This is a genomic window from Nocardiopsis alborubida (assembly GCF_012396365.1).
Classification (GTDB): Bacteria; Actinomycetota; Actinomycetes; order Streptosporangiales; family Streptosporangiaceae; genus Nocardiopsis; species Nocardiopsis alborubida.
In genome coordinates this window covers 24357-45545 of the sequence record NZ_JAAXPG010000008.1, presented here as the reverse complement: position 1 = coordinate 45545, position 21189 = coordinate 24357, and the positions used below count along the sequence as shown (strand labels likewise).

Below are 21189 nucleotides of genomic sequence, written 5' to 3'. Positions count from 1 at the left end.
CATGGCAGAAGACAACATCACCTTCTCCCTCCCCGACCTGGGCGAGGGACTGGTCGAGGCGACCGTCCTGGAGTGGCAGGTCGCCGTGGGCGAGGAGATCGAGCGCAACGCCCCCCTCGTGGAGGTGGAGACCACCAAGTCCGCGGTGGTCATCCCCTCGCCCCAGGCGGGCCGGATCGTCGAGCTGCACGCCGAGGAGGAGCAGGTGGTCCCGGTCGGCGCGCCCCTGGTGACCTTCGCGGTCCAGGCCTCCGGCGACGCGCCGCGGGCGGGCATCGTGGGCCGGGTCCCCGAGGAGCAGGCCCGACCCGCCCGCCGGGTCCGGCTCAGGCCCCCCGCGGACTGACGGCGGCCGACCGCGGGGCCTGCTTTCGGAGGAAGGCACGAGCGGCGGCGCCCTTCGGCGCGCCCTATTCGGAGAAAACTCCGTACGGGTCCCCGCGTTTTTCCCTTTCATTTTCGAAAACATGGTGGGTGGTTTCATGTCCGCGAATCTCACCGACGGCGTGACAATGCGTTATGCGGATTTGCGTCCGCAGGCCTCCGGGGGCGGGGTCCCCGTACTTCTCCTGCACGGTTTCGGCACCGACTTCGGCATGAATTGGCGGGCGGCCGGGTGGACACGGGCCCTGGAGTCGGCCGGGCTGCGGGTGATCGGGCCGGATCTGCGCGGTCACGGAAACAGTGACAAACCGATCGACAGCGCTTTCTACCTGCCCGAACACTTCGTCGCCGACCTCGTCTCCATGCTCGACGAGTTGGCGGTGGACAAGGTCGACGTGGTCGGTTACTCCATGGGTTCGCGCCTGGCCTGGGAACTGGCGCTGACCGCCCCCGAACGCGTCAGACGGGTGGTTCTCGGCGGTTTCGGGCCGAAAAACGCCTTCGCCGGAACGGACCTGTCCGACCCCGGTTCCGGGGACACGCCCTTCGACCTCGTCTACCGGACGGTGGCCGCCCTGCCCGCCAACGACCCCGCCGCGCTGGCCGCCTGCGCGCGCGGTCAGGCCTCGCGCCCCTTCGACGCCGAGCCCCCGCTCACCGGGCTCCCGGTGCTGGTGGTCTCGGGCGCCCGGGACGCGCTCGCCGAGGGCGCCGCGGCTCTGGCCGAGCGCTGCGGCGGTACCCACGTGGAGGTCCCCGGGCGCGACCACGCCAACGCCGTCTCGTCGAGGCACTTCCGGCAGGCCGTGCTGGACTTCCTGGCCGCCTGACGCCGCCCGGCCGCCCCGCCCCGGAGCCCGCCGCTCCCGGCGTTCCGCCGTCCCCGGGCGTGGTTGGTCCGGTCTAGACCGGATGGCCCCGACGTGCCGGTGTGACAACCGGTGAGGGCGGTGGAGCCAAGCGTGGTAATGCCGTGTCGGGGCGGGGAACGGCCCCCGCACAACACAATCCCGAAACGCACCGGACCGCTTCGGGCGCACGCTTGTCGACTTTCGGGTAAGGCCCCGTGTCGCTACGCTCTCGCCTTCATAACAACTCCGCTCGTTGGTTAGATGTACTTTCGGCCACCGGATATCGTCCGGCTTCAGAACTCAGGTCGGTCGCGAGCGAATGCTGGCCGCTGAGAGGGCGTAAGAGGAGTGAGAAGTGAAGCGCAGCAACGCAGTCAGGTTCGCCGCGGTCGCGGCGGCCGGTGTGCTCGCCCTCACCGCGTGTGACAGCGCGGCCGAAGAGGGCGGCGGCGAGGGCGGCGGCGAGGAGGCCGCCTCCGAGCTGCAGGTCGGCCTGGCCTACGACGTCGGCGGTCGCGGTGACCGCTCCTTCAACGACTCGGCCTACCGGGGACTGGAGCGGGCGGCCGAGGAGCTCGGCGTCGAGACCAACGACTTCGAGCCCAGCGACGGCGAGGCCGAGTCCGCCAAGGAGGACCGCCTGGCCACCATGGCCGAGGAGGGCTACGACGTCGTCATCGCCGTCGGGTTCGCCTACGACGGCGCCGTGCGCGCGGTCGCGCCGGAGTACCCGGACGTCCACTTCGCCATCGTGGACTCCGAGATCGCCGACATCGACAACGTCACCAGCCTGGTCTTCGCCGAGGAGCAGGCCTCCTTCCTGGCCGGCGCCGCCGCGGCGCTGACCACCGAGGAGGACCACGTCGGCTTCGTCGGCGGCGTCGAGACCCCGCTGATCCACAAGTTCGAGGCCGGCTACGCCGCGGGCGTGGAGCACGTCGACGAGGACATCACCGTCGAGGTCGACTACCTGAGCCAGCCGCCGGACTTCAGCGGCTTCAGCGACCCCGCCAAGGGCCGTGAGACCGCCCAGGCCCAGTACGACCGCGGCGCGGACGTCATCTACCACGCCGCCGGCGCGTCGGGCAACGGCATCCTGGAGTCGGCCGTGGCCAACGACTTCACCTTCATCGGCGTCGACAGCGACCAGTACGAGAACGCCGCCGAGGACCAGAAGCCGCACGTTCTCACCTCCGCCATCAAGCAGGTGGACGTGGCCGTGTTCGAGCTGATCTCCGCCGCCACCGGGGGAGAGGTCGAGGGCGGTGTCCAGCGCTTCGAGCTGGCCGACGGCGGTGTGGACTACACGCTCTCCAACGAGGAGGCGATCAGCCCCGTCCAGGAGCAGCTGGACGAGATCAAGCAGCAGATCATCGACGGCGAGATCGAGGTCCCGACCGAGCCGTAGACCGTGTTCCCCTGGACCTCCGCTTCGCTTCGGTCCGTGTTCGGGCACCCGAGCCCGGTCCAGGAACACACGTCGTCGCGGGGTCGCCCGCGGCGGCCAGCATCCACGGGCGGCACCGACCGGGGTCGATCCCCGGCCGGTGCCGCCCCGGTTGCCGTTCGGCGGCGGAACGCCCGGCAGCGGCCGCGACCCGGCCGGTTCCGCGGCGCCACACCGCACATTCCACGAGGAGAATGATGAGCAGCACGCCATCGGGCGAGGGGGCACTGGCGCCCCCCGCCGTTGAGCTGCGCGGGATCACCAAGCGTTTTCCCGGCGTCGTGGCCAACCACGACATCGACATCACCGTGGCTCCCGGTACCGTGCACGCCATCGTCGGCGAGAACGGTGCGGGCAAGTCCACGCTGATGAAGACCCTGTACGGCATGCACCGGCCGGACGAGGGACACATCTACGTCCAGGGCCGCGAGGTGCGCTTCGGCTCGCCCTCCGACGCCATCCGCAACGGCATCGGCATGGTGCACCAGCACTTCATGCTCGCCGACAACCTCACCGTGCTGGAGAACGTGGTCCTGGGCGCCGAGCGCCGCCACGGCATCGGCAACCGCGCCCGCGCGCGCATCCGCGAGCTGTCCGCCCAGTACGGCCTGGGGGTCGACCCCGACCGCCTCATGGAGGAACTGGGCGTGGGCGACCGCCAGCGCGTGGAGATCCTCAAGGTCCTCTACCGCGGCGCGCGGACCATCATCCTCGACGAGCCCACCGCCGTCCTGGTCCCGCAGGAGGTCGACGAGCTCTTCGACAACCTGCGCGAGCTCAAGCGCGAGGGCCTGACCGTCATCTTCATCTCCCACAAGCTGGACGAGGTGCTCTCCGTCGCCGACGAGATCACCGTGATCCGCCGCGGCACCACCGTGGCCACCGCGGACCCGGGCACCACCACCGCCCGGGACCTGGCCACGCTCATGGTCGGCGGCGAGCTGCCCGTGCCCGAACTGCGCGAGTCCACCGTCACCGACCACGTCGTGCTGTCCCTGGACGGGGTCACCGTGCACTCCGCCGACGGCCGCGCCGTCGTGGACGGGGTGAGCGCCGACATCCGCCGGGGCGAGATCGTCGGCATCGCCGGTGTCGAGGGCAACGGCCAGTCCGAGCTGATCGAGGCCATCATGGGCATGCGCCCGCTGGCCGCCGGGAGCATCCGCCTGGAGGAGCAGGACATCACCGGCTGGTCCACCCTGAGGATCCGCGAGGCGGGCGTCGGCTACATCCCCGAGGACCGCCACCGGCACGGCGTGCTGCTGGAGTCCCCCCTGTGGGAGAACCGCATCCTCGGCCACCAGACCAAGGAACCCAGCGTCCGCGGCCCCTGGATCAACCGGACCGGCGCGCGCGCCGACTCCGAGCGCATCGTCGCCGAGTACGACGTGCGCACCCCGGGCATCGACGTCATCGCCGACGCCCTGTCCGGCGGCAACCAGCAGAAGTTCATCATCGGCCGGGAGATGAGCGGCTCCCCGCGCTTCCTGGTCGCCGCCCACCCCACCCGGGGTGTGGACGTGGGCGCCCAGTCGGCCATCTGGGAGCAGCTGCGCGACGCCCGGGCCGCGGGCCTGGCCGTGCTGCTGGTCTCCGCCGACCTGGACGAGCTGATCGGCATGTCCGACACCCTCCACGTCATCCTGCGCGGCCGACTGGTCGCGCAGGCCGACCCGACTACCGTCACACCCGAACAGCTGGGCTCGGCCATGACCGGTGCCGGACTGCACCGGGCCGACCAGAGCACGGAAGGCGACAGCGGTGCCGACCGACACGGAAGCGAGGGCGGCGCATGAGTAGGATCCCCCGTCCCGCGAGGACCCTGCCCGCGCCCGCGGCGCTGGGCGTCGCGACCGCCCTGGGCGTGGTGCTCACCGCCGCCCTGGACACAGCGCTGCTGTGGTGGGCCGCGCTGATCATCGGCGTCGTCGCGGCCTTCGCCTTCGTGGCCTGGTCCGGGCCCATGGTGCCGCGCGGGCGCCGGGCGGGCGCCGACGGCGCCCGCGAGGAGGGCACGGCCCTGCACGACACGCTGGTGGTGCCCACCGCCCTCGTGCTGTCGGTGGTGGCCGGTCTGCTGACCGCGTGGTTCCTGGACCTGTCCCTGATCGAGCCGGTGGCCGCCGCGCTGGGCGCGCTGGTCGGCGCCGCCGCGGCCTTCCTGCTGTTCCACCGGCTGTCGGCCATGCTGGCGCTGTCCTTCGCCGCGGTCCTGGCCGCCGGGGTCATCGCGACCGCGGTCACCGCGGCCGTGCTGTTCTTCAGCGGCATCCCGCCTCTGGCCACGTTCGAGCGGATGCTGGAGTACGGCACCCGGCCCAACAGCCTGGTGCGCGTCATCAACGACGGCACCACGTACTACCTGGCCGCCGTCGCGGTGGCGATCGGCTTCAAGATGAAGCTGTTCAACATCGGCGTGGACGGCCAGTACCGGCTCGCCGCGCTGCTGTCGGCCGCCGTGGGCGGCTACCTCGTGCTGCCGCCGGTGCTCAGCCAGATCGTCATCGTCATCACGGCCGTGGCCGTGGGCGGTGTGTGGGCGGGCATCGCCGGCTACCTCAAGGTGACCCGCGGCGTGTCCGAGGTGATCTCCACGATCATGCTCAACTCCATCGCCACGGGCATCACCGCCTACCTGCTCAGCACCGACCGCCTCGCGGTGGAGATCAGCACCAACAACATCGGCACCCCGCCGATGCCCGAGTCCTCCTGGGTGCCCGGCATCCCGGCGGGCTTCCTCGGCTCGAACGAGCCGATCTTCGGGTTCGTGTTCCTGGCCGTGGCCGTCGGCATCGGCTACTGGGTGATGCTCAACCGCACCCGCTTCGGCTTCGAGCTGCGGGCCACCGGCCAGTCGCAGACCGCGGCCGAGGCCAGCGGCGTGAACGTCAAGAAGATGGTGTTCCTGTCCATGCTCTTCTCGGGCATGGTCGCCGGTCTGGTGGGCCTGCCCCAGCTGCTGGGCAGCTCGCACCACTACGCCCTGGACTTCCCGACCGGCATCGGCTTCATCGGCATCGCCATCGCCCTGCTGGGCCGCAACCACCCCGTGGGCATCGTCTTCGCCGCCCTGTTCTGGGCCTTCCTGAACCAGGCGTCGGGCATCCTGCCCTTCGACGGCATCCCGCAGGAGATCGCGGTCATCTCGCAGGCCACCATCGTCCTCACCGTGGTCGTGGTCTACGAGGTCGTGCACCGCTGGGGCCGCCGCTACCAGCAGCAGCAGATCGGCAGGCAGCTCGGCACCACCGCCGAGTCGCCGGCACAGGAGGAGGCGCAGGTGTCCGCGGACGGGTCCACCGCCGAGGGCACCGCACCCGAATCCGGGGACAGTCGCGGAGGGGAGGCCAAGTGAGCCAGGAGATCAACGTGATGGAGCCGGTGGCCAAGCCCGCCGCCCGGCCACGGGGATGGGCGCGCTGGCGCTTCCTCACCCTGTTCGGCGCGGTGCTGGTGTCCCTGGCGGGCCTGCGGGTCATCACCGGGCACGACATGCTCACCGACGCGGGCACCATCAACACCACCATCACCTTCGCGGTACCCATCGGACTGGCCGCGCTGGGCGGTCTGTGGGCCGAACGCGCGGGCATCATCAACATCGGCCTCGAAGGCATGATGATCCTGGGCACCTGGTTCGGCGCCTACTTCGCCTGGTCCACGGACAACCCGTGGATCGGGCTGCTGGCGGGCGTGCTCGCCGGTATGGCGGGCGGGCTCCTGCACGCCGTGGCCACGGTGACCTTCGCGGTGGACCACATCGTCTCCGGCGTGGCGATCAACATCCTCATGCTCGGCGCGATGCGCTACCTGTCGATCCTGGTCTACTCCGACGTGCCCGGCGCGGGTGCGGCCCAGTCGCCCCCGGCGCCCTCGTTCCCGGTGTGGGACCTGCCCCTCGTGGCGCAGGTGCTCGGGCCGGTCGCCGACAGCGGGATCTTCCTGGTCAGCGACCTGGCCTCGCTGGTGCTCGGCGCGACCACGAACATGCCCGCGCTGACGGTCGTGGCGATCCTGATGATCCCGCTGACCTACCTGGTGCTGTGGCGGACCACGTTCGGCCTGCGGCTGCGCTCGGTGGGCGAGAACCCCGACGCCGCCGAGTCCCTGGGCGTGCCGGTGTACAGCCTCAAGTACGTCGCGGTGATCGTCTCCGGCGGCCTGGCGGGCATGGGCGGCGTGTTCCTGTCCGTGGTCGCCTCTCAGATCTACCAGGAGGGCCAGACCGGCGGCCGAGGCTACATCGGCCTGGCCGCGATGATCTTCGGCAACTGGCGACCGGGCGGCCTGGCCATGGGCGCGGGCCTGTTCGGCTACACCGACGCCCTCCAGGTGCGCGGCGGCGGTGCGGCGGTGCACGCCCTGCTGCTGCTCCTGGCCGTGGCGCTGCTGGGCGTGGCCCTGTGGCAGGTGCGCCGGGACCGCAAGGGGCTGGCCGCCTTCGGCGTGCTCGTGGCGGTGCTGCTGTTCGCGTGGTACTTCTCCACCGACTCGCTGCCGCGCGAGCTGGCCACCTACAGCCCGCACATCGCCACCCTGCTGGTGCTCTCACTGGCCTCGCAGCGGCTCCGGCCACCGGCGGGGGTCGGCAAGCAGTGGAGGGCGAGCCGGTCATGACCGACGCACCCCTGGACCCGGCGAGCGTGGACTGGGAGGCCCTGCGGGCCGCCGCCCGCGAGGCCATGGGCCGCGCCTACGCGCCCTACTCCCGCTACCCGGTGGGCGCGGCGGCGCTGGTCGACGACGGCCGCACCGTCAGCGGCTGCAACGTGGAGAACGCCTCCTACGGGTTGTCCCTGTGCGCCGAGTGCGGCCTGGTCAGTGCCCTGCACGCCTCCGGCGGGGGCCGTCTGACGGCCTTCAGCTGCGTGGACGGGCGGGGCGAGCTGCTCATGCCGTGCGGGCGCTGCCGCCAGCTCCTGTTCGAACACGGCGGGCCGCAGCTGCTCGTGGACACCCCCGAGGGAGTCTGGACCATGGACCGGGTGCTGCCGCAGGCCTTCGGCCCGCACAGCCTCGCGTGACCGTGCTTTCCCGTTGGTCCCGCCTTCCCGGACGCCGCCCGCGCGGCGGCGTCCGGGGAGGCCCTTCTTCTTCCGGTCGAGAGGAGATGACATGGACGTCATCGAGATCATCCGAGCCAAGCGCGACGGGGGAGAGCTGACCCCCGGCCAGATCGACTGGGTGATCGACGCCTACACCCGCGGCGAGGTGGCCGAGGAGCAGATGTCGGCGCTGGCCATGGCGATCTTCCTGCGCGGGATGAACCGGGCCGAGGTGAGCCGCTGGACCGAGGCGATGCTGGCCTCGGGGGAGCGCCTGGACTTCTCCGACCTGTCGCGGCCCACCACCGACAAGCACTCCACGGGCGGGGTGGGCGACAAGATCACCCTGCCGCTCACGCCCACCGTCGCGGCCTGCGGGGCGGCCGTGCCGCAGCTGTCGGGGCGCGGGCTCGGGCACACCGGCGGAACCCTGGACAAGCTGGAGTCCATCCCCGGCTGGCGGGCCTCGCTGTCCACCGACGAGATGCGGGAGGTGCTGGACTCCACGGGCGGGGTGATCTGCGCGGCCGGGTCCGGACTGGCCCCGGCCGACCGCAAGCTCTACGCGCTGCGCGACGTGACCGGCACGGTCGAGTCGATCCCGCTGATCGCCGCGTCCATCATGAGCAAGAAGCTCGCCGAGGGCACCGGCGCGCTGGTCCTGGACGTCAAGGTGGGGTCGGGGGCGTTCATGAAGGACGCCGGCTCCGCGCGCGAGCTGGCCCGCACGATGGTCGACATCGGAAACGACCACGGGGTGCGCACGGTCGCGCTGCTCACCGACATGTCGGTTCCGCTGGGCAGGCAGGTGGGCAACGCCCTGGAGGTGGCCGAGTCCGTGGAGGTGCTCTCCGGCGGCGGGCCCGCGGACGTGGTGGAGCTGACCGTGGCCCTGGCCCGGGAGATGCTGGCCGCGGCCGGGCTCGTCCCCGGTGAGGGCGGGGTCAAGGACCCGGCCGAGGCGCTGCGGGACGGCAGCGCGCTGGAGTCGTGGCAGCGGCTCGTGCGGGCGCAGGGCGGGGACCCGGACGCGCCGCTGCCGGTGGCCGCCGAGCGCCGGGTGGTGCTCGCACCGGCCTCGGGGACGGTGACCCGGCTGGACGCCTACCAGGTGGGGCTGGCCGCGTGGCGGCTGGGCGCGGGCCGGGCGCGCAAGGAGGACGCGGTGTCGTTCGGGGCGGGGGTGACCCTGCACGCCAAGCCGGGGGAGTCCGTGCAGGCCGGGGAGCCGCTGTTCACCCTGCACGCCGATGAGGCGGAGCGGTTCGAGCGCGCGGCCGAGGCGCTGGAGGGCGCCTTCGACATCGACCCCGAGGGCGGGGAGGGGCACGGGGCCCGGCCGCTGGTGATCGACCGGATCGCCTAGTGCGGTAGCCGGTCCTCCGCCGTGATCTTGTACTTATAGCGAGTCTCGACGGTCCAACCTCGCTATAAGTACAAGATCACCGCAGGTCAGGCCCCTCGTGTCACACCGGCAACGCTTTCGGTGGACTCAAAAGGAGGGTTTGAGCGGGAGGCGGGGGTCAGTGCGCGGCGCTGCGCAGGAGCGCGGACCACTCGGCGGAGGGGAAGGAGAGGTAGCCGAGGCCGCGCTGGGTGGAGTCGCGGACCGCGAACAGCTGGGGCTCGTTGAGGAAGGGGCCCGCCTCGACGCAGTTGCCACCCGTGCTGGTGCTGTAGCTGCTGATGTGCCAGCCGACCTCGACGCACTGGCCGCCGCCGTTCGCGCTGTAGCTGCTGGTGCGCCAACCAAAGACGGCCGACGTGTCCCGGTTCATTACTGGTTCCTCTCCAAGGCCGCGATGAACGCGACCGAGTCCTCTGGACTCAAGCTCATCTCGCGCAATCGATCGTATACGTCGACCAGCTTGTCCACCTCGCCGCGTTCCAGGTAGATCCCGCCACCTCGGCTCTCGATGTGTGCCACCGTGGAGAACGGGTTACCCAGATCAAGCAAGGTGAAAGCGCCCTCAGGGCTGGGGTGGGCACCGATGGCGAACGGCAATATGCGGATGGTGATGCGCTCTGATTCGGCCATCCTCCGGAGGTGGGAGAGCTGCTTTGCCATGACCGTAGGACCACCAACCACACGGAGCAAAGAGGACTCGTCAAGCAGGACGGTGTATCCCTGTAGGTGGTCTCCGTGCAGAACCTTTTGTCGGTCGATGCGAAGTTCAACCCAGCGATCCACCTGGTCAGTGCTCACATCGTTGTCAACGACGCTGATCAATGCATGTGCGTACTCAGGAATCTGCAACAAGCCCGGAACGGACAGAGCTGCGAACATGCGGATCGTTTCAGCTCGACTCTCCAACCAGACGAGATCGATGGTCGAGCCCCAGACGTCGTCGCTGGAATACTTGTCCCACCAGCCTGTCTGCCAGACCTCGCCGCACAGGTTGAGCAGCGTTTCCCGCTGTGCCTTGTCGTCCACCGCGTACAGGTCCATCAACGCCAGCAGGTCCCCGCGTCGAACCGGGAAGGTGCCCAGCTCGAAGCGGCTCACTGTGGAGAAGTCCTTTTGCAGGTACTCCCCAGCTTCCTTGAGCGTGAGGTTGTTCTGCTCCCGTAGCTGGCGAAGCATCCTTCCCAACCACTGTGCCCTCAGGGTCACTCGTTGCTCTCGCTTCGGCGGCATCTGACACTCCCAAGAATTTTTCTGCCAATTGGGATTGGCACTTGCTTGTCGCAAGCCTACATGCTTTTCTAGCTTTAGGTGAAGCGATCGTTACTGGCAGGAACGGAAGTTTCTGGCCAAAAAGGACAGTCGCCCAGGGTGGATCACGAGCTTGGACCCTCTGCACCCACCCCGGGCGGCCTGTAGGAGAGGGGCGCCGATGAGCGACATCCACAAACTCCCAACCCCCATTGTTCCGCAGGAGTGGGACAAGATCGACACCTCCATCGACGCCGAACAGCCGCACGTGCTGTCCGAGGAGCAGTTCGGACGCTACTGCGTGACCGTCCGCGACCTGCTCAGGGTGATCGGCCTGGAGGTGCAGGACTACGACAGGAGGGTTCCCGACTTCCTCGTCATCTCCGACGACGAGGTCACGATGCAGGTCACGCTGAGCCCCGACCGGTGCGCCTCGGTCGAACTCACCCTCACTGAGGGGCTGCTGCGCCCGCCGAGCACCGTGGGTGTGGCGAGCAGCCTGATGCGCCTGTTCGAGCTGGGCCGGAAGTTCCGCGACGCCCACACCGAAACCTGCTGATCCGCGATCTCCCGCGCGGCATGGAGGGCCCCGGTGGAGGACGGTCTTCTCCCGTCCTCCACCCCACCACTGGGTGAGATCTGCTGGCAGGCCGAACGATCGACGGCAACTCCGGAAAGGATTCGGACGTCTCATAAGGACGCGCCACGCCACCGATCCCCTGGAGTCCCGTGTCCGTCTCACCCACCCCCGTGTGGCAGCCCGCCTCCGTCAACCTGTGCCTGGGCGTGTTCGCCATGGTGCCCCTGTTCTGCGCGCACTGGCTGATCACCTACCTCCCGCGCATGGACTGCCGGAGTATCGACGACATGGAAGGACCCAACCCGGGGAACTGCACCTACCAGTTTCTCGACCACTACCCCCCCGTACTGGGAGGGTTATTCGTCTTCGGTTTCGTCCTTCTGCTCCTGGTGCTGCTGGTCAATGTCCTGGTTCCGCTGAAGGCTGACCGGAACGTCTTCGCGTGGTTGGCGTGGACACCGCTGATCGCCGTCCCGTACCTGCTGCTCTACCTGAACACCGCCGGTTAGTGCGGCGACTCGAACCCGACCGTGGAGGAGGACGGCCAACCGCTGCTGGACGCGCTCGCCGAGGACGACGCCGAACTCGTCGCGGCCTCCGAGAGCGCGTCCGACTGCGACGGCGCCGCCGGGGACGGCCAATAGCGGCCGGAACCCGGCGCCGCCCACGACGCCGGGCCGTTCCCCGGCGCGCCCACGGGGGATGATCTTGCTTCCAGAGGCACGGTCGGCGGCCCGCAGTGCCACCAGGAGCAAGATCACCGGGTGGGGGAGTCCCTTGCCGCACACCAGCAACGTTTCCGGGAGCGCATCGACGTCGGCGACTGGGGAGCCTGAGGCGCACGGGCGAAGCGGGAGTCCTCCGGGACTGAACGACGGTGGGGCGGCGACCGGACCGCCGGTCGCCGCCCCGCGGCTGGAAGGGGCTCCCCCCGGCCCCGTGCGGATCAGTTCGGCATCGGCATGGGCTGGGGCGCGCTGCCCGCGGGCATCATGACGTAGGCCACGACAGCCAGCAGCACCAACAGCAGGCTCACGATCAGCACGGCGGTGGCCATCCACCGTGCCCAGGGCCGGGTCCTGAAACCCGCCAGCGCCAGCGCGAGTCCCGCGAGGATCGCCGTCAACGCGGCCAGGCCGCCGCCGATGAGCAGTTGGACGGAGAACTGGGACACCTGGTCCACGGGCACCGGCTGGTTTCCGATGAGCACAACGGTGGTGAAGAGCTGGACCAGTTGGCTCGAAAGGACCGTCAGGGCAAGCAGGAACAGCGAGGTCAGGGCGAAGGTCTCCGCGCCCAGCGGACCGCTGGGCCGGTCGGTGCGCTCCGGGGCGGCCACTCCGGAGTCGGGCTCCAGCAGGGGCTCCTCCACCATGGCGGGCTCCTCCGCGGGCACCCCGGTTCCGGTGACCGGGTCGGCGCCGGGCTCCGGCGCACGGCCGGGGTCCCGTGCGGGCCCACGGGTGGGATCGGTCGGGTCGTTGCCTTCCGCTGATGTACTCACGCGGTCAACGTACCCGCCGAAGTACCAAGGGAGTTTCTACAAAACCCCCGTTCAGGCCCCTGACGGCAAAGTGATGAAGGTCAGCACCGAGATCACGACCAGCAGCGTGCCCACGATCACGGCCGCGGCGGCGCCCCAGCGGCTCCACGCCCGCGTGCCCGCGTTGCTCCGCAGCAGCGCCAGGGCCCCGGCGAGCACGGTCAGCGCGCTCAGCCCGCCCGCGACCATCACCTCGGCCGCGAGCGCGCTCGCCTCCCCGGCGCTGGTGTCGGTGGGCACACGGCCCACGAAGAAGAAGCCGAAGAGCTCGAAGAGCCGGGTGTTCAGCGCGGTGAGGGCGAAGAGCATCAGGGCGATGACGCTGAAGGTCTCGGCGGCGAACAGGCCGCCGGGGGAGCGGACCGGCGGCGTTCCCGCGATGAAGGCGCCGCTGGCGTCGGTCTCCTGACGCGCACCCGGGATCCCGGCCTCCCCGCGCGTTCCGGCGGCACCGGCGGTCCCGGTCTCTGAGGTGCTCTCCGCCGACACCTCCGCTGCGGGCGCCGTCTCCGTCGTCTCCGCTGTCTCCGCCGCCCCCTCGGGGGACGCGGCGTCGGCGGCGGGGTTGGTGTCTTCTCGCGAGGTGTTCACGGCGCCAAACTACCGCGCGCCTCCCCCTTCTCCGAGAGGGAGTAACGCATGCTCCGTGGCCGGTTTCGGCCATACCGGAGCAGCCCGGCGGGGCCGCCCGTCCATGTCCACCCGACCGTGTCCGCCCGTCCGGGAAAAACAATCACACGCGCTTGTTTTTTGGTGTGGTCGGTGTCACCCTCGGTCCATGACCGCTACCCCGGCGCCCCCGCTGTTGGTCGCGAACGCCTCCGGTTTCTACGGAGACCGCTTCGCCGCCGTCCACGAGATGCTCACCGAGGGGCGCGTGGACGTCCTCACCGGCGACTACCTGGCCGAGCTCACCATGGCCATCCTCGGCCGCGACCAGCTCAGCGACCCCGGCCGCGGCTACGCCCGGACCTTCCTGCGCCAGATGCGCGACACCCTGGCGCTGGTCATGGGACGCGGCACGCGGGTGGTCACCAACGCGGGCGGCCTCAACCCGCGCGGCCTCGCCGACCGGCTCACCGAACTCGCCGACGGGCTCGGCCTCGAACCCCGCATCGCCTGCGTCACCGGCGACGACCTCATCGACCGCGCCGAGGAACTCGATCTGGGCTCCCCCCTGACCGCCAACGCCTACCTGGGCGCCTTCGGCATCGCCGCCTGCCTGGACGCGGGCGCCGACATCGTCGTCACCGGCCGCGTCACCGACGCCTCCCTGACCGTGGGCCCGGCCGCCGCCCACTTCGGCTGGACGCCCGGGGACCTGGACGCCCTGGCCGGGGCCACCGTGGCCGGGCACGTCATCGAGTGCGGCACCCAGGCCACCGGCGGCAACTACGCCCTGGCCGAAGAACTCCTGCGCGAGGGACACGACCTGGACCGGCCCGGCTTCCCCCTCGCCGAGATCCACGCCGACGGCAGCGCGGTCATCACCAAGCACTCCGGCAGCGGCGGCGCCGTCACCACCGGGACCGTCACCGCCCAGCTCGTGTACGAGATCGCCGGGCCCCGCTACCCCGGCCCCGACGTCACCGCCCGCCTGGACACCGTGCGCCTCACCCGGCAGGGGCCCGACCGCGTCCTGATCAGCGGTGTCCGCGGCGAGGAGCCGCCCCCCGACCTCAGGGTCGGCCTGACCAGCCTCACCGGCTTCCGCAACGAGGTGGAGTTCCTGGTCACCGGCCTGGACGCCGAGGCCAAGGCCGCCCGCGCCGAACGCCAGATGCGCGCCGCCCTCGCCGACCGGACGCCGGACGACCTGCGCTTCACCCTCGTGCCCGCCCAGGACCCCCACGGCGACACCCAGGACGCGGCCACCGCCCGCCTGCGCGTGGTCGCCCGCGACCACGACCCCGCGGTCGTGGGCCGATCCTTCGGCGCGGCCGCCGTGGAACTGGCCCTGGGCAGCTACGCCGGGTTCCACCTCACCGCGCCGCCGCGCGACGCCCGCCCCGACGGGGTCGCCGCCACGCACGCGCTCGTGCCCGCCTCCGAGGTCGCGCACACCGCGATCCTGCCCGACGGGGAGCGGGTGCCCGTCGCGCCCGCGCACCGCACCCGAGCCCTGACCGGGGTCCCCGAACCCCCGCCGCCCGAACCCCTGCCCGAGGGACCCGTACGCCCGGTCCCGCTCGGCCTCGTCCTGGGCGCGCGCAGCGGCGACAAGGGCGCGGACGCCAACCTGGGTGTGTGGGTGCGCGGCGAGACGGCCTGGCGGTGGCTGGCCGCCACCCTGACCGCCGACCTGCTGCGCGAACTCCTGCCCGAGACCGCGGGGCTGCGCGTCACCCGGCACCTGCTGCCCAACCTGTACGCCGCCAACTTCTGGATCGAGGGCCTGCTCGCCCCCGGCACCGCCCGCCGCGAGGGCCAGGACCCGCAGGCCAAGGGGCTGGGCGAGTGGCTGCGCGCCCGCCGCGTCCCCGTGCCCGAGGTCGTGCTGGCGGAGGCGGGCCGGTCGTGAGCGTGCTGGGAACCGGGATCGACACCGCCTCGCCCGCCTTCGCCGAGGCCCGCGAGGCGATGCTGTCCAAGCTCGCCGAGATCGACGCCGAGCACGACAAGGCCCTGGCCGGGGGAGGACAGCGCTATGTGGAGCGCCACCGCGCCCGGGGCGGCCTGCTGGCCCGCGAGCGGATCGAACTCCTCCTGGACGAGGGCAGCCCCTTCCTGGAACTGTCCCCGCTCGCCGCCTGGGGCAGCGACTTCCACGTCGGCGCCAGCCTCGTCACCGGTGTGGGAACGGTCTCCGGCGTGCAGTGCGTGCTGGTGGCCAACGACCCCACCGTCCGCGGCGGCTCCAGCAACCCGTGGACCCTGAGGAAGACCGCCCGGGCCGCCGAGATCGCCGAGCGCAACCGGATGCCTCTGGTCAGCCTGGTGGAGTCCGGCGGCGCCGACCTGCCCACCCAGAAGGAGATCTTCATCCCGGGCGGCCGGGCCTTCCGCGACCTGACCCGCCTGTCCGCCGCGGGGATCCCCACCGTCGCGCTGGTCTTCGGCAGCTCCACCGCAGGAGGCGCCTACATCCCCGGTATGAGCGACCACGTGGTCATGGTGCGCGAGCGCTCCAAGGTGTTCCTGGGCGGACCGCCGCTGGTGCGGGCCGCCACCGGCGAGGAGAGCGACGACGAGTCGCTGGGCGGGGCCCGCATGCACGCCGAGGTCTCCGGCCTGGCCGACCACCTGGCCGAGGACGAGCGCGACGCGATCCGTCTCGGACGGCGGATCGTGGCCCGCCTGGGCCACCGCAGGGCGGGGCCCGCCCCGCGCCCGTCGGCACCCGAACCCCTGTACCCGGCCGAGGACCTGCTCGGGGTCATGCCGCCCGATCTGCGCGTGCCCGTGGACCCGCGCGAGATCATCGCGCGCCTCGTGGACGGCTCGGTGTTCGACGAGTTCAAGCCCTCCTACGGAGGCGGCCTGGTCACCGGCTGGGCCGACCTGCACGGCTACCCCGTCGGCGTGCTCGCCAACGACCACGGCGTGCTCTTCAGCGCCGAGGCCCAGAAGGCCGCCCAGTTCATCCAGCTCGCCAACCGCGCGGACACGCCGCTGGTGTTCCTGCACAACACCACCGGCTACATGGTCGGCCGCGAGTACGAACAGGGCGGCATCATCAAGCACGGCTCGATGATGATCAACGCCGTCTCCAACAGCACCGTCCCCCACTTCTCGGTGCTGGTGGGCGCCTCCTACGGCGCGGGCCACTACGGGATGTGCGGGCGGGCCTACGACCCGCGCTTCCTGTTCGCCTGGCCCAGCGCCCGGTCCGCCGTCATGGGCCCCCGCCAGCTCGCCGAGGTGCTGTCCATCGTCGCCCGCCAGTCCGCGGCGAGGAGGGGAGAGCCCTACGACGAGGGCCAGGACGCCGCCGTGCGGGAGATGGTGGAAAGCCAGGTCGAGGCCGAGTCGCTGCCCCTGTTCCTGTCCGGACGGGTCTACGACGACGGCGTCATCGACCCCCGCGACACCCGAACCGTCCTGGGCCTGTGCCTGTCCTACGCCCACAACGCCCCCGTCCGGGGCACCGACCGCTTCGGCGTCTTCCGGATGTGAGGGAGAAGCAGCCATGAACCCCGTCACCCGCCTCCTGGTCGCCAACCGGGGCGAGATCGCCCGCCGGATCCTGCGCACCTGCCGCTCCCTGGGCATCGCCACCGTCGCCGTGCACGCCCCCGGCGAGGAGAACGCCGCGCACGTGACCGAGGCCGACACCGCCGTGCGCCTGCCCCTGCCCGAGGGGCGCGGCCCCGTGGACGCCTACCTCGACCCCGACGCCGTGGTGGAGGCCGCCCGCGCCTCCGGCGCCGACGCCGTCCACCCCGGCTACGGTTTCCTGTCCGAGAACCCCGCCCTGGCCCGCGCCGTCACCGGCGCCGGACTGACCTGGGTCGGGCCCCCGGCCGAGGCCGTCGAGAGCATGGGCGCCAAGACCCGCGCCAAACGCGTGGCCCGGGACGCCGGGGTGCCCGTCGCCGACGCCCTGGACCCCGACCGGGTGCGCCCCGAACACCTGCCCGTGCTGGTCAAGGCCGTCTCCGGAGGCGGCGGACGCGGCATGCGCGTGGTCCGGGACCTGGCCGACCTGCCCGCCGAGGCCGCCGCCGCCCGTGCCGAGGCGGCCTCCGCCTTCGGCGACCCGGCGGTGTTCTGCGAGCCCTACGTCCCCCGGGGCCGCCACATCGAGGTGCAGGTCCTGGCCGACACCCACGGCACCGTGTGGGCCCTGGGCGAGCGCGACTGCTCCGTCCAGCGCCGCCACCAGAAGGTCGTCGAGGAGACGCCCGCCCCCGGCCTGCCCGACGGCCTGCGCGAGCGCCTGCACGAGGCCGCCCGCCGCCTGGCCCGCGCCATCGGCTACACCGGCGCCGGGACGGCCGAGTTCCTCGTCCCCGTGGGGGAGGAGGGCTTCGGCGACCCGGTCTTCCTGGAGATGAACACCCGGCTCCAGGTCGAACACCCCGTCACCGAGTGCGTCACCGGACTGGACCTGGTCGAGTGGCAGATCCGCGTCGCCGAGGGCGAACCCCTGCCCGGGGGCGGCCCGCCCGCGCCGCGCGGCCACGCCGTCGAGGCCCGCCTGTACGCCGAGGACCCCCGCGACGGCTGGCGGCCCCGCACCGGAGTCCTGTACGCCTTCGACGTCCCCGCCGACACCCGCTTCGCCCCGCCGCCCGCCTTCGGGGTGCGCCTGGACAGCGGAGTCGAGTCCGGCGACGCCGTCGGCGCCGACTTCGACCCCCTGCTCGCCAAGGTCGTCGCCCACGGCCGCGACCGCCGCGACGCGCTGCGCCGCCTGGCCGCCGCCCTGGCCGCCGCGCGCGTGCACGGGGTGGGCACCAACCGCGACCTGCTCGTGCGGACCCTGCGCCACCCCGCGTTCGCCGAGGCCGAGGTCCGGCCCGGCGGGCTGCACACCGGCTACCTGGACGGCGACCGCCTTGGCGCCCTCGTCCAGCCCCTGGCCGACCCCGCCACCGAACGCCTCGCCGCGCTCGCCGCCTGCCTGTCCGCCGCCGAGGCCGCCCGCTCCGGCGCCGCCACCCCCGCCGGGATCCCCGCCAACTGGCGCGGCCTGCCCTCCCAGCCCTTCGTCCGCCACCACGACGTCGACGGGGACGAGAGGAGGCGGACCACCACCGCCTACCGGACCCGGCGGGGGTCCTACCTGCCCGAACAGGACGGGGTCCGCGTGCTCTCGGCCGCGCCCGACCGGGTGGTCCTGGAAGTCGGGGGCCTGCGCCGGGCCTTCACCGTCCACCGCCCCGCCGCGGGCGGCGACGTCCACGTCGACTCGCCCCTGGGATCGGTCACCCTCACCCCCGTCGACCCCCTGCCCGAGCCCGAGGCCGCGGTCGACCCCGGCGCCCTGCCCGCGCCCATGCCCGGCACGGTCACCGCCGTGGAGGTCGCCGTGGGCGAGCGGGTCGAGCCCGGACAGACCCTGCTGCGCATGGAAGCCATGAAGACGGAGCACCGCGTCACCGCCCCCGCCGCCGGTGCCGTCCGGGAGATCCCGGTCGCGGCGGGGCAGAGGGTGCCCGCCGGGGCGCCCCTCGCCGTCCTCGACTACGAAGGGGCCACGCCGTGACCGGTGCCATGACCTTCAACGAACCCGCCGAGCGCGTCGACCTGCGCGCCGCCGTGGCCGCGTTCGCCGCGGAGTACGGGTCCGAGTACTACCGGGCCCGGGCCAAGGAGGGCGCCTACCTCACCGAACTGTGGCGCGAGGCGGGCGAACTCGGCTACCTCGGCGTCAACATCCCCGAGGAGTACGGCGGCGGGGGCGGAGGCATCGGAGACCTGGCCGCCGTCCTGGAGGAGCTCGGCGCGGCCGGGTGCCCCACCCTGATGATGGTGGTCTCCCCGGCCATCTGCGGCACCGTCCTGTCCCGCTTCGGCACCCCCGGGCAGCGCGAACGCTGGCTCCCCGGCCTGGCCACGGGCGAGACCATCATGGCCTTCGCCATCACCGAACCCGACGCCGGGTCCAACTCCCACCGCATCACCACCACCGCCCGGCGCGACGGCGGGGGCTGGGTGCTCAACGGCCGCAAGACCTTCATCTCCGGCGTGGACGTGGCCGACGCCGTCCTCGTCGTGGGCCGTGTCCAGGACGAGGACACCGGGCGCCTGTCCGCCGCGCTGTTCACGGTGCCCACCGACGCCCCCGGGTTCGAGGCCCGCCCGATCGAGATGGACCTGGTCAGCCCCGACCACCAGTACCAGCTGTTCCTGGACGACGTGCGCCTGCCCGCCGACGCCCTGGTCGGCGACCCCGGGGCCGGACTCCTCCAGCTCTTCGCCGGGCTCAACCCCGAGCGCATCATGGCCGCGTCCCTGGCCTCGGGCAGCGCCCGCCACGCCCTGGACAGGGCGGTGGCCTACGCCAGGGAGCGCAGGGTCTGGCGCGACACCCCCATCGGCGCCCACCAGGGGCTGGCCCACCCGCTGGCGCAGGTCAAGATCGAGCTGGAACAGGCCCGCCTCATGACCCAGCACGCGGCGCTCCGCTACGATTCCGGCGACGACGCGGGGGCGGGGGAGGCGGCCAACATGGCCAAGTACGCCGCCGCGGAGGCGTGCGTGCGCGCGGTCGACCAGGCCGTGCAGACCCTGGGCGGAAACGGCCTGGCCAGCGAGTACGGGCTGGGGTCGGCGATCGCCGCCGCACGCCTGGCGCGCATCGCGCCGGTGAGCCGGGAGATGGTGCTCAACTACGTGGCACAGCAGTCCCTCGGCCTGCCCAGGTCGTACTGAGCAGTCGGCGCGCGGACGCCGACCGCCTCAGGGGTGTGGGGACAGGGGGAAGCAGCGACGTGGACACCGGGGCCGACCGCGAGCCGCGGCAGGAACGCAGCCGGGCCACCCGGGCCCGGCTGCTGGAGGCCGCCGTGGCCTGCCTGGCGGAGGAGGGCGCGGCCGGTGCCACCGTGGGAGCGGTCGCGCGGCGGGCCGGGGTGTCGCGCGGCGCCGCCCAGCACCACTTCCCCACCCGAGAGGACCTGTTCCTGGCCGTGCTGCGGCACATGCTCGACAGCCGCGGCGCGGAGCTGCGACGCGGTGCGGCCGCCGTCCCCGAGGGCGGCGGCCGCACCGAGGCGGTCGTGCAGATGGTCGTGGACGCCTTCACCGGGACGGACTTCCGGGCCGCCCTCCAACTGTGGTCGGCCGCCGCCAGCGACCCGGTCCTGCGCGAGCGGATCATCCCCATGGAGGAGCGGATGGGCCGGGAGATCCACCGTGCCGCCGTGGAGCTGCTGGGCGTGGACGAGTCGCTCCCCGGGGTCCGCGAGACCGTCCAGGCCACCCTCGACCTGGCACGCGGCCTGGGACTGGCCAACCTGCTCACCGACGACGGGCCCCGGCGGCGCCGGATCGTGCGCCAGTGGGCGCGCGCCCTGGACGAGCAGCTGCGGGCCCCGGCACCGTGAACCGGCTACCCCGGCGGCACGGAGCGTGCTTATCATCGAAGCGGCGGGTCCGCGGACCCGCCGCTGACGTCATTCCCGAACCGGACAAGGCGGTGTGAAGGTGAGCGCGGATGCGGGCGGGAACCCCCCGGACCTGGCCAGACAGGCGTTGGACGCCTTCGCCGAGAGCGCCTCGCGCCGCAGGGACCGCGACGCCCTGATGGACAACGCCTTCGCCGCCCTCTTCGCCCTGTACCGTGCGACCACGCCCGCGCAGCGCAGGTCCCCGGGCGGACAGGAGTTCAGCGCCACCCTGGCCGAGCTGCTGGTGGGCGGCAACAACCCCGACCGGCTCGGCCTGTACGTGGTCCGCACCCAGACCGCGGCCGAGAACGGCCAGCACGAGGCCTACCGCCCCGCGTGCTGGCGGCGGTCCATGCTGGAACTGCTCGGCGAGGAGTTCGTGCCCTGGGAGACCTTCCTGCGCCCGGGCGACCTGGAGGCGCTCCCGCGCATCGACGAGGCCCTCGCCGCGGTGGCGGCCCGGGCCCGGCCGGTCAACGACGAGGAGGTTCCCGACTGGGTGCCCGAGTCGCACTGGTGGTGGTGGGAGCCCGCCCGCCAGCGCGGTGAGGAGGCCCCCGAACGCTACGACAGCGGCACCCTGGACGCCGTCGGGGACTGAGGCCCCGGCCGGCGCCCGGACGCCGCGC

General features: G+C 72.3%; 20 protein-coding genes. 16 read left to right on the top strand and 4 right to left on the bottom strand.

Going from position 1 to position 21189, the window contains the following annotated elements; genetic code table 11:
* Position 1 precedes the first annotated feature (1 nt).
* The 8 genes from HGB44_RS10280 (at position 2) to HGB44_RS10245 (ending at position 9090) form a co-directional block, all read left to right on the top strand.
* Complete coding sequence (locus HGB44_RS10280; protein WP_017565212.1) at positions 2–346, top strand: biotin/lipoyl-containing protein; 345 nt, start codon at positions 2–4, stop codon at positions 344–346.
* 166 nt (positions 347–512) lie between these two features.
* A complete protein-coding gene (locus HGB44_RS10275; protein WP_082768216.1) occupies positions 513–1214 on the top strand; it encodes an alpha/beta fold hydrolase in 702 nt (233 codons plus the stop codon).
* 376 nt (positions 1215–1590) lie between these two features.
* A complete protein-coding gene (locus HGB44_RS10270; protein ID WP_061078982.1) occupies positions 1591–2643 on the top strand; it encodes a BMP family lipoprotein in 1053 nt (350 codons plus the stop codon).
* 236 nt (positions 2644–2879) lie between these two features.
* Entirely contained in the window at positions 2880–4478 is a 1599-nt protein-coding gene (locus tag HGB44_RS10265; RefSeq protein ID WP_061078983.1) for an ABC transporter ATP-binding protein, read from the top strand.
* Entirely contained in the window at positions 4475–6037 is a 1563-nt protein-coding gene (locus tag HGB44_RS10260; RefSeq protein WP_061078984.1) for an ABC transporter permease, read from the top strand. The genes HGB44_RS10265 and HGB44_RS10260 overlap by 4 nt, the downstream gene beginning before the upstream one ends.
* Positions 6034–7296, top strand: a complete 1263-nt coding sequence (locus HGB44_RS10255; RefSeq protein ID WP_061078985.1) for an ABC transporter permease — start codon at positions 6034–6036, stop codon at positions 7294–7296. The genes HGB44_RS10260 and HGB44_RS10255 overlap by 4 nt, the downstream gene beginning before the upstream one ends.
* The gene (locus HGB44_RS10250) at positions 7275–7703 is read left to right on the top strand and encodes a cytidine deaminase (RefSeq protein ID WP_061078986.1); all 429 of its coding nucleotides are present in this window, start codon (positions 7275–7277) and stop codon (positions 7701–7703) included. The genes HGB44_RS10255 and HGB44_RS10250 overlap by 22 nt, the downstream gene beginning before the upstream one ends.
* A 91-nt stretch (positions 7704–7794) precedes the next feature.
* Positions 7795–9090: a thymidine phosphorylase gene (locus HGB44_RS10245; RefSeq protein WP_061078987.1), complete on the top strand. Its 1296-nt coding sequence runs from the start codon at positions 7795–7797 to the stop codon at positions 9088–9090.
* Positions 9091–9247: 157 nt separating this feature from the next.
* Here the strand turns inward: HGB44_RS10245 and HGB44_RS10240 are convergent, their stop codons facing one another.
* Both HGB44_RS10240 and HGB44_RS10235 read right to left on the bottom strand, forming a co-directional pair.
* Entirely contained in the window at positions 9248–9502 is a 255-nt protein-coding gene (locus HGB44_RS10240; RefSeq protein ID WP_061078988.1) for a DUF397 domain-containing protein, read from the bottom strand.
* Positions 9502–10362, bottom strand: a complete 861-nt coding sequence (locus HGB44_RS10235) for a helix-turn-helix domain-containing protein (protein WP_061078989.1) — start codon at positions 10360–10362, stop codon at positions 9502–9504. Before HGB44_RS10235 ends, HGB44_RS10240 begins: the two co-directional genes overlap by 1 nt.
* 199 nt (positions 10363–10561) lie before the next feature.
* Here HGB44_RS10235 and HGB44_RS10230 point away from each other — a divergent pair, with 199 nt between their 5' ends.
* Positions 10562–10939, top strand: a complete 378-nt coding sequence (locus HGB44_RS10230; protein ID WP_061078990.1) for a hypothetical protein — start codon at positions 10562–10564, stop codon at positions 10937–10939.
* 170 nt (positions 10940–11109) lie between these two features.
* On the top strand, positions 11110–11469 hold the full coding sequence (locus tag HGB44_RS10225; RefSeq protein ID WP_061078991.1) for a hypothetical protein: 360 nt from the start codon (positions 11110–11112) through the stop codon (positions 11467–11469).
* A gap of 437 nt (positions 11470–11906) precedes the next feature.
* On the opposite strand, the gene HGB44_RS10220 is transcribed toward HGB44_RS10225, so the two are convergent.
* A complete protein-coding gene (locus HGB44_RS10220) occupies positions 11907–12464 on the bottom strand; it encodes a hypothetical protein (protein ID WP_231972267.1) in 558 nt (185 codons plus the stop codon).
* Between the two features lie 51 nt (positions 12465–12515).
* The gene (locus tag HGB44_RS10215) at positions 12516–13094 is read right to left on the bottom strand and encodes a hypothetical protein (protein ID WP_061078992.1); all 579 of its coding nucleotides are present in this window, start codon (positions 13092–13094) and stop codon (positions 12516–12518) included.
* 187 nt (positions 13095–13281) lie between these two features.
* Here HGB44_RS10215 and HGB44_RS10210 point away from each other — a divergent pair, with 187 nt between their 5' ends.
* The 6 genes from HGB44_RS10210 to HGB44_RS10185 all read left to right on the top strand — a co-directional run bounded on the left by HGB44_RS10210 (position 13282) and on the right by HGB44_RS10185 (position 21161).
* On the top strand, positions 13282–15024 hold the full coding sequence (locus HGB44_RS10210; protein WP_061078993.1) for an acyclic terpene utilization AtuA family protein: 1743 nt from the start codon (positions 13282–13284) through the stop codon (positions 15022–15024).
* A complete protein-coding gene (locus HGB44_RS10205; protein ID WP_061078994.1) occupies positions 15021–16619 on the top strand; it encodes an acyl-CoA carboxylase subunit beta in 1599 nt (532 codons plus the stop codon). The genes HGB44_RS10210 and HGB44_RS10205 overlap by 4 nt, the downstream gene beginning before the upstream one ends.
* A 13-nt stretch (positions 16620–16632) precedes the next feature.
* Positions 16633–18654, top strand: a complete 2022-nt coding sequence (locus HGB44_RS10200; protein WP_061078995.1) for an ATP-binding protein — start codon at positions 16633–16635, stop codon at positions 18652–18654.
* Complete coding sequence (locus HGB44_RS10195) at positions 18651–19823, top strand: acyl-CoA dehydrogenase family protein (RefSeq protein ID WP_061078996.1); 1173 nt, start codon at positions 18651–18653, stop codon at positions 19821–19823. Before HGB44_RS10200 ends, HGB44_RS10195 begins: the two co-directional genes overlap by 4 nt.
* 59 nt (positions 19824–19882) lie before the next feature.
* Positions 19883–20497 carry a TetR/AcrR family transcriptional regulator gene (locus HGB44_RS10190; RefSeq protein ID WP_061078997.1) on the top strand — a complete coding sequence of 205 codons (615 nt, stop codon included), beginning with the start codon at positions 19883–19885 and terminating at the stop codon, positions 20495–20497.
* A 94-nt stretch (positions 20498–20591) separates the two neighbouring features.
* A complete protein-coding gene (locus HGB44_RS10185; RefSeq protein ID WP_061083510.1) occupies positions 20592–21161 on the top strand; it encodes a hypothetical protein in 570 nt (189 codons plus the stop codon).
* Positions 21162–21189: the final 28 nt, after the last annotated feature.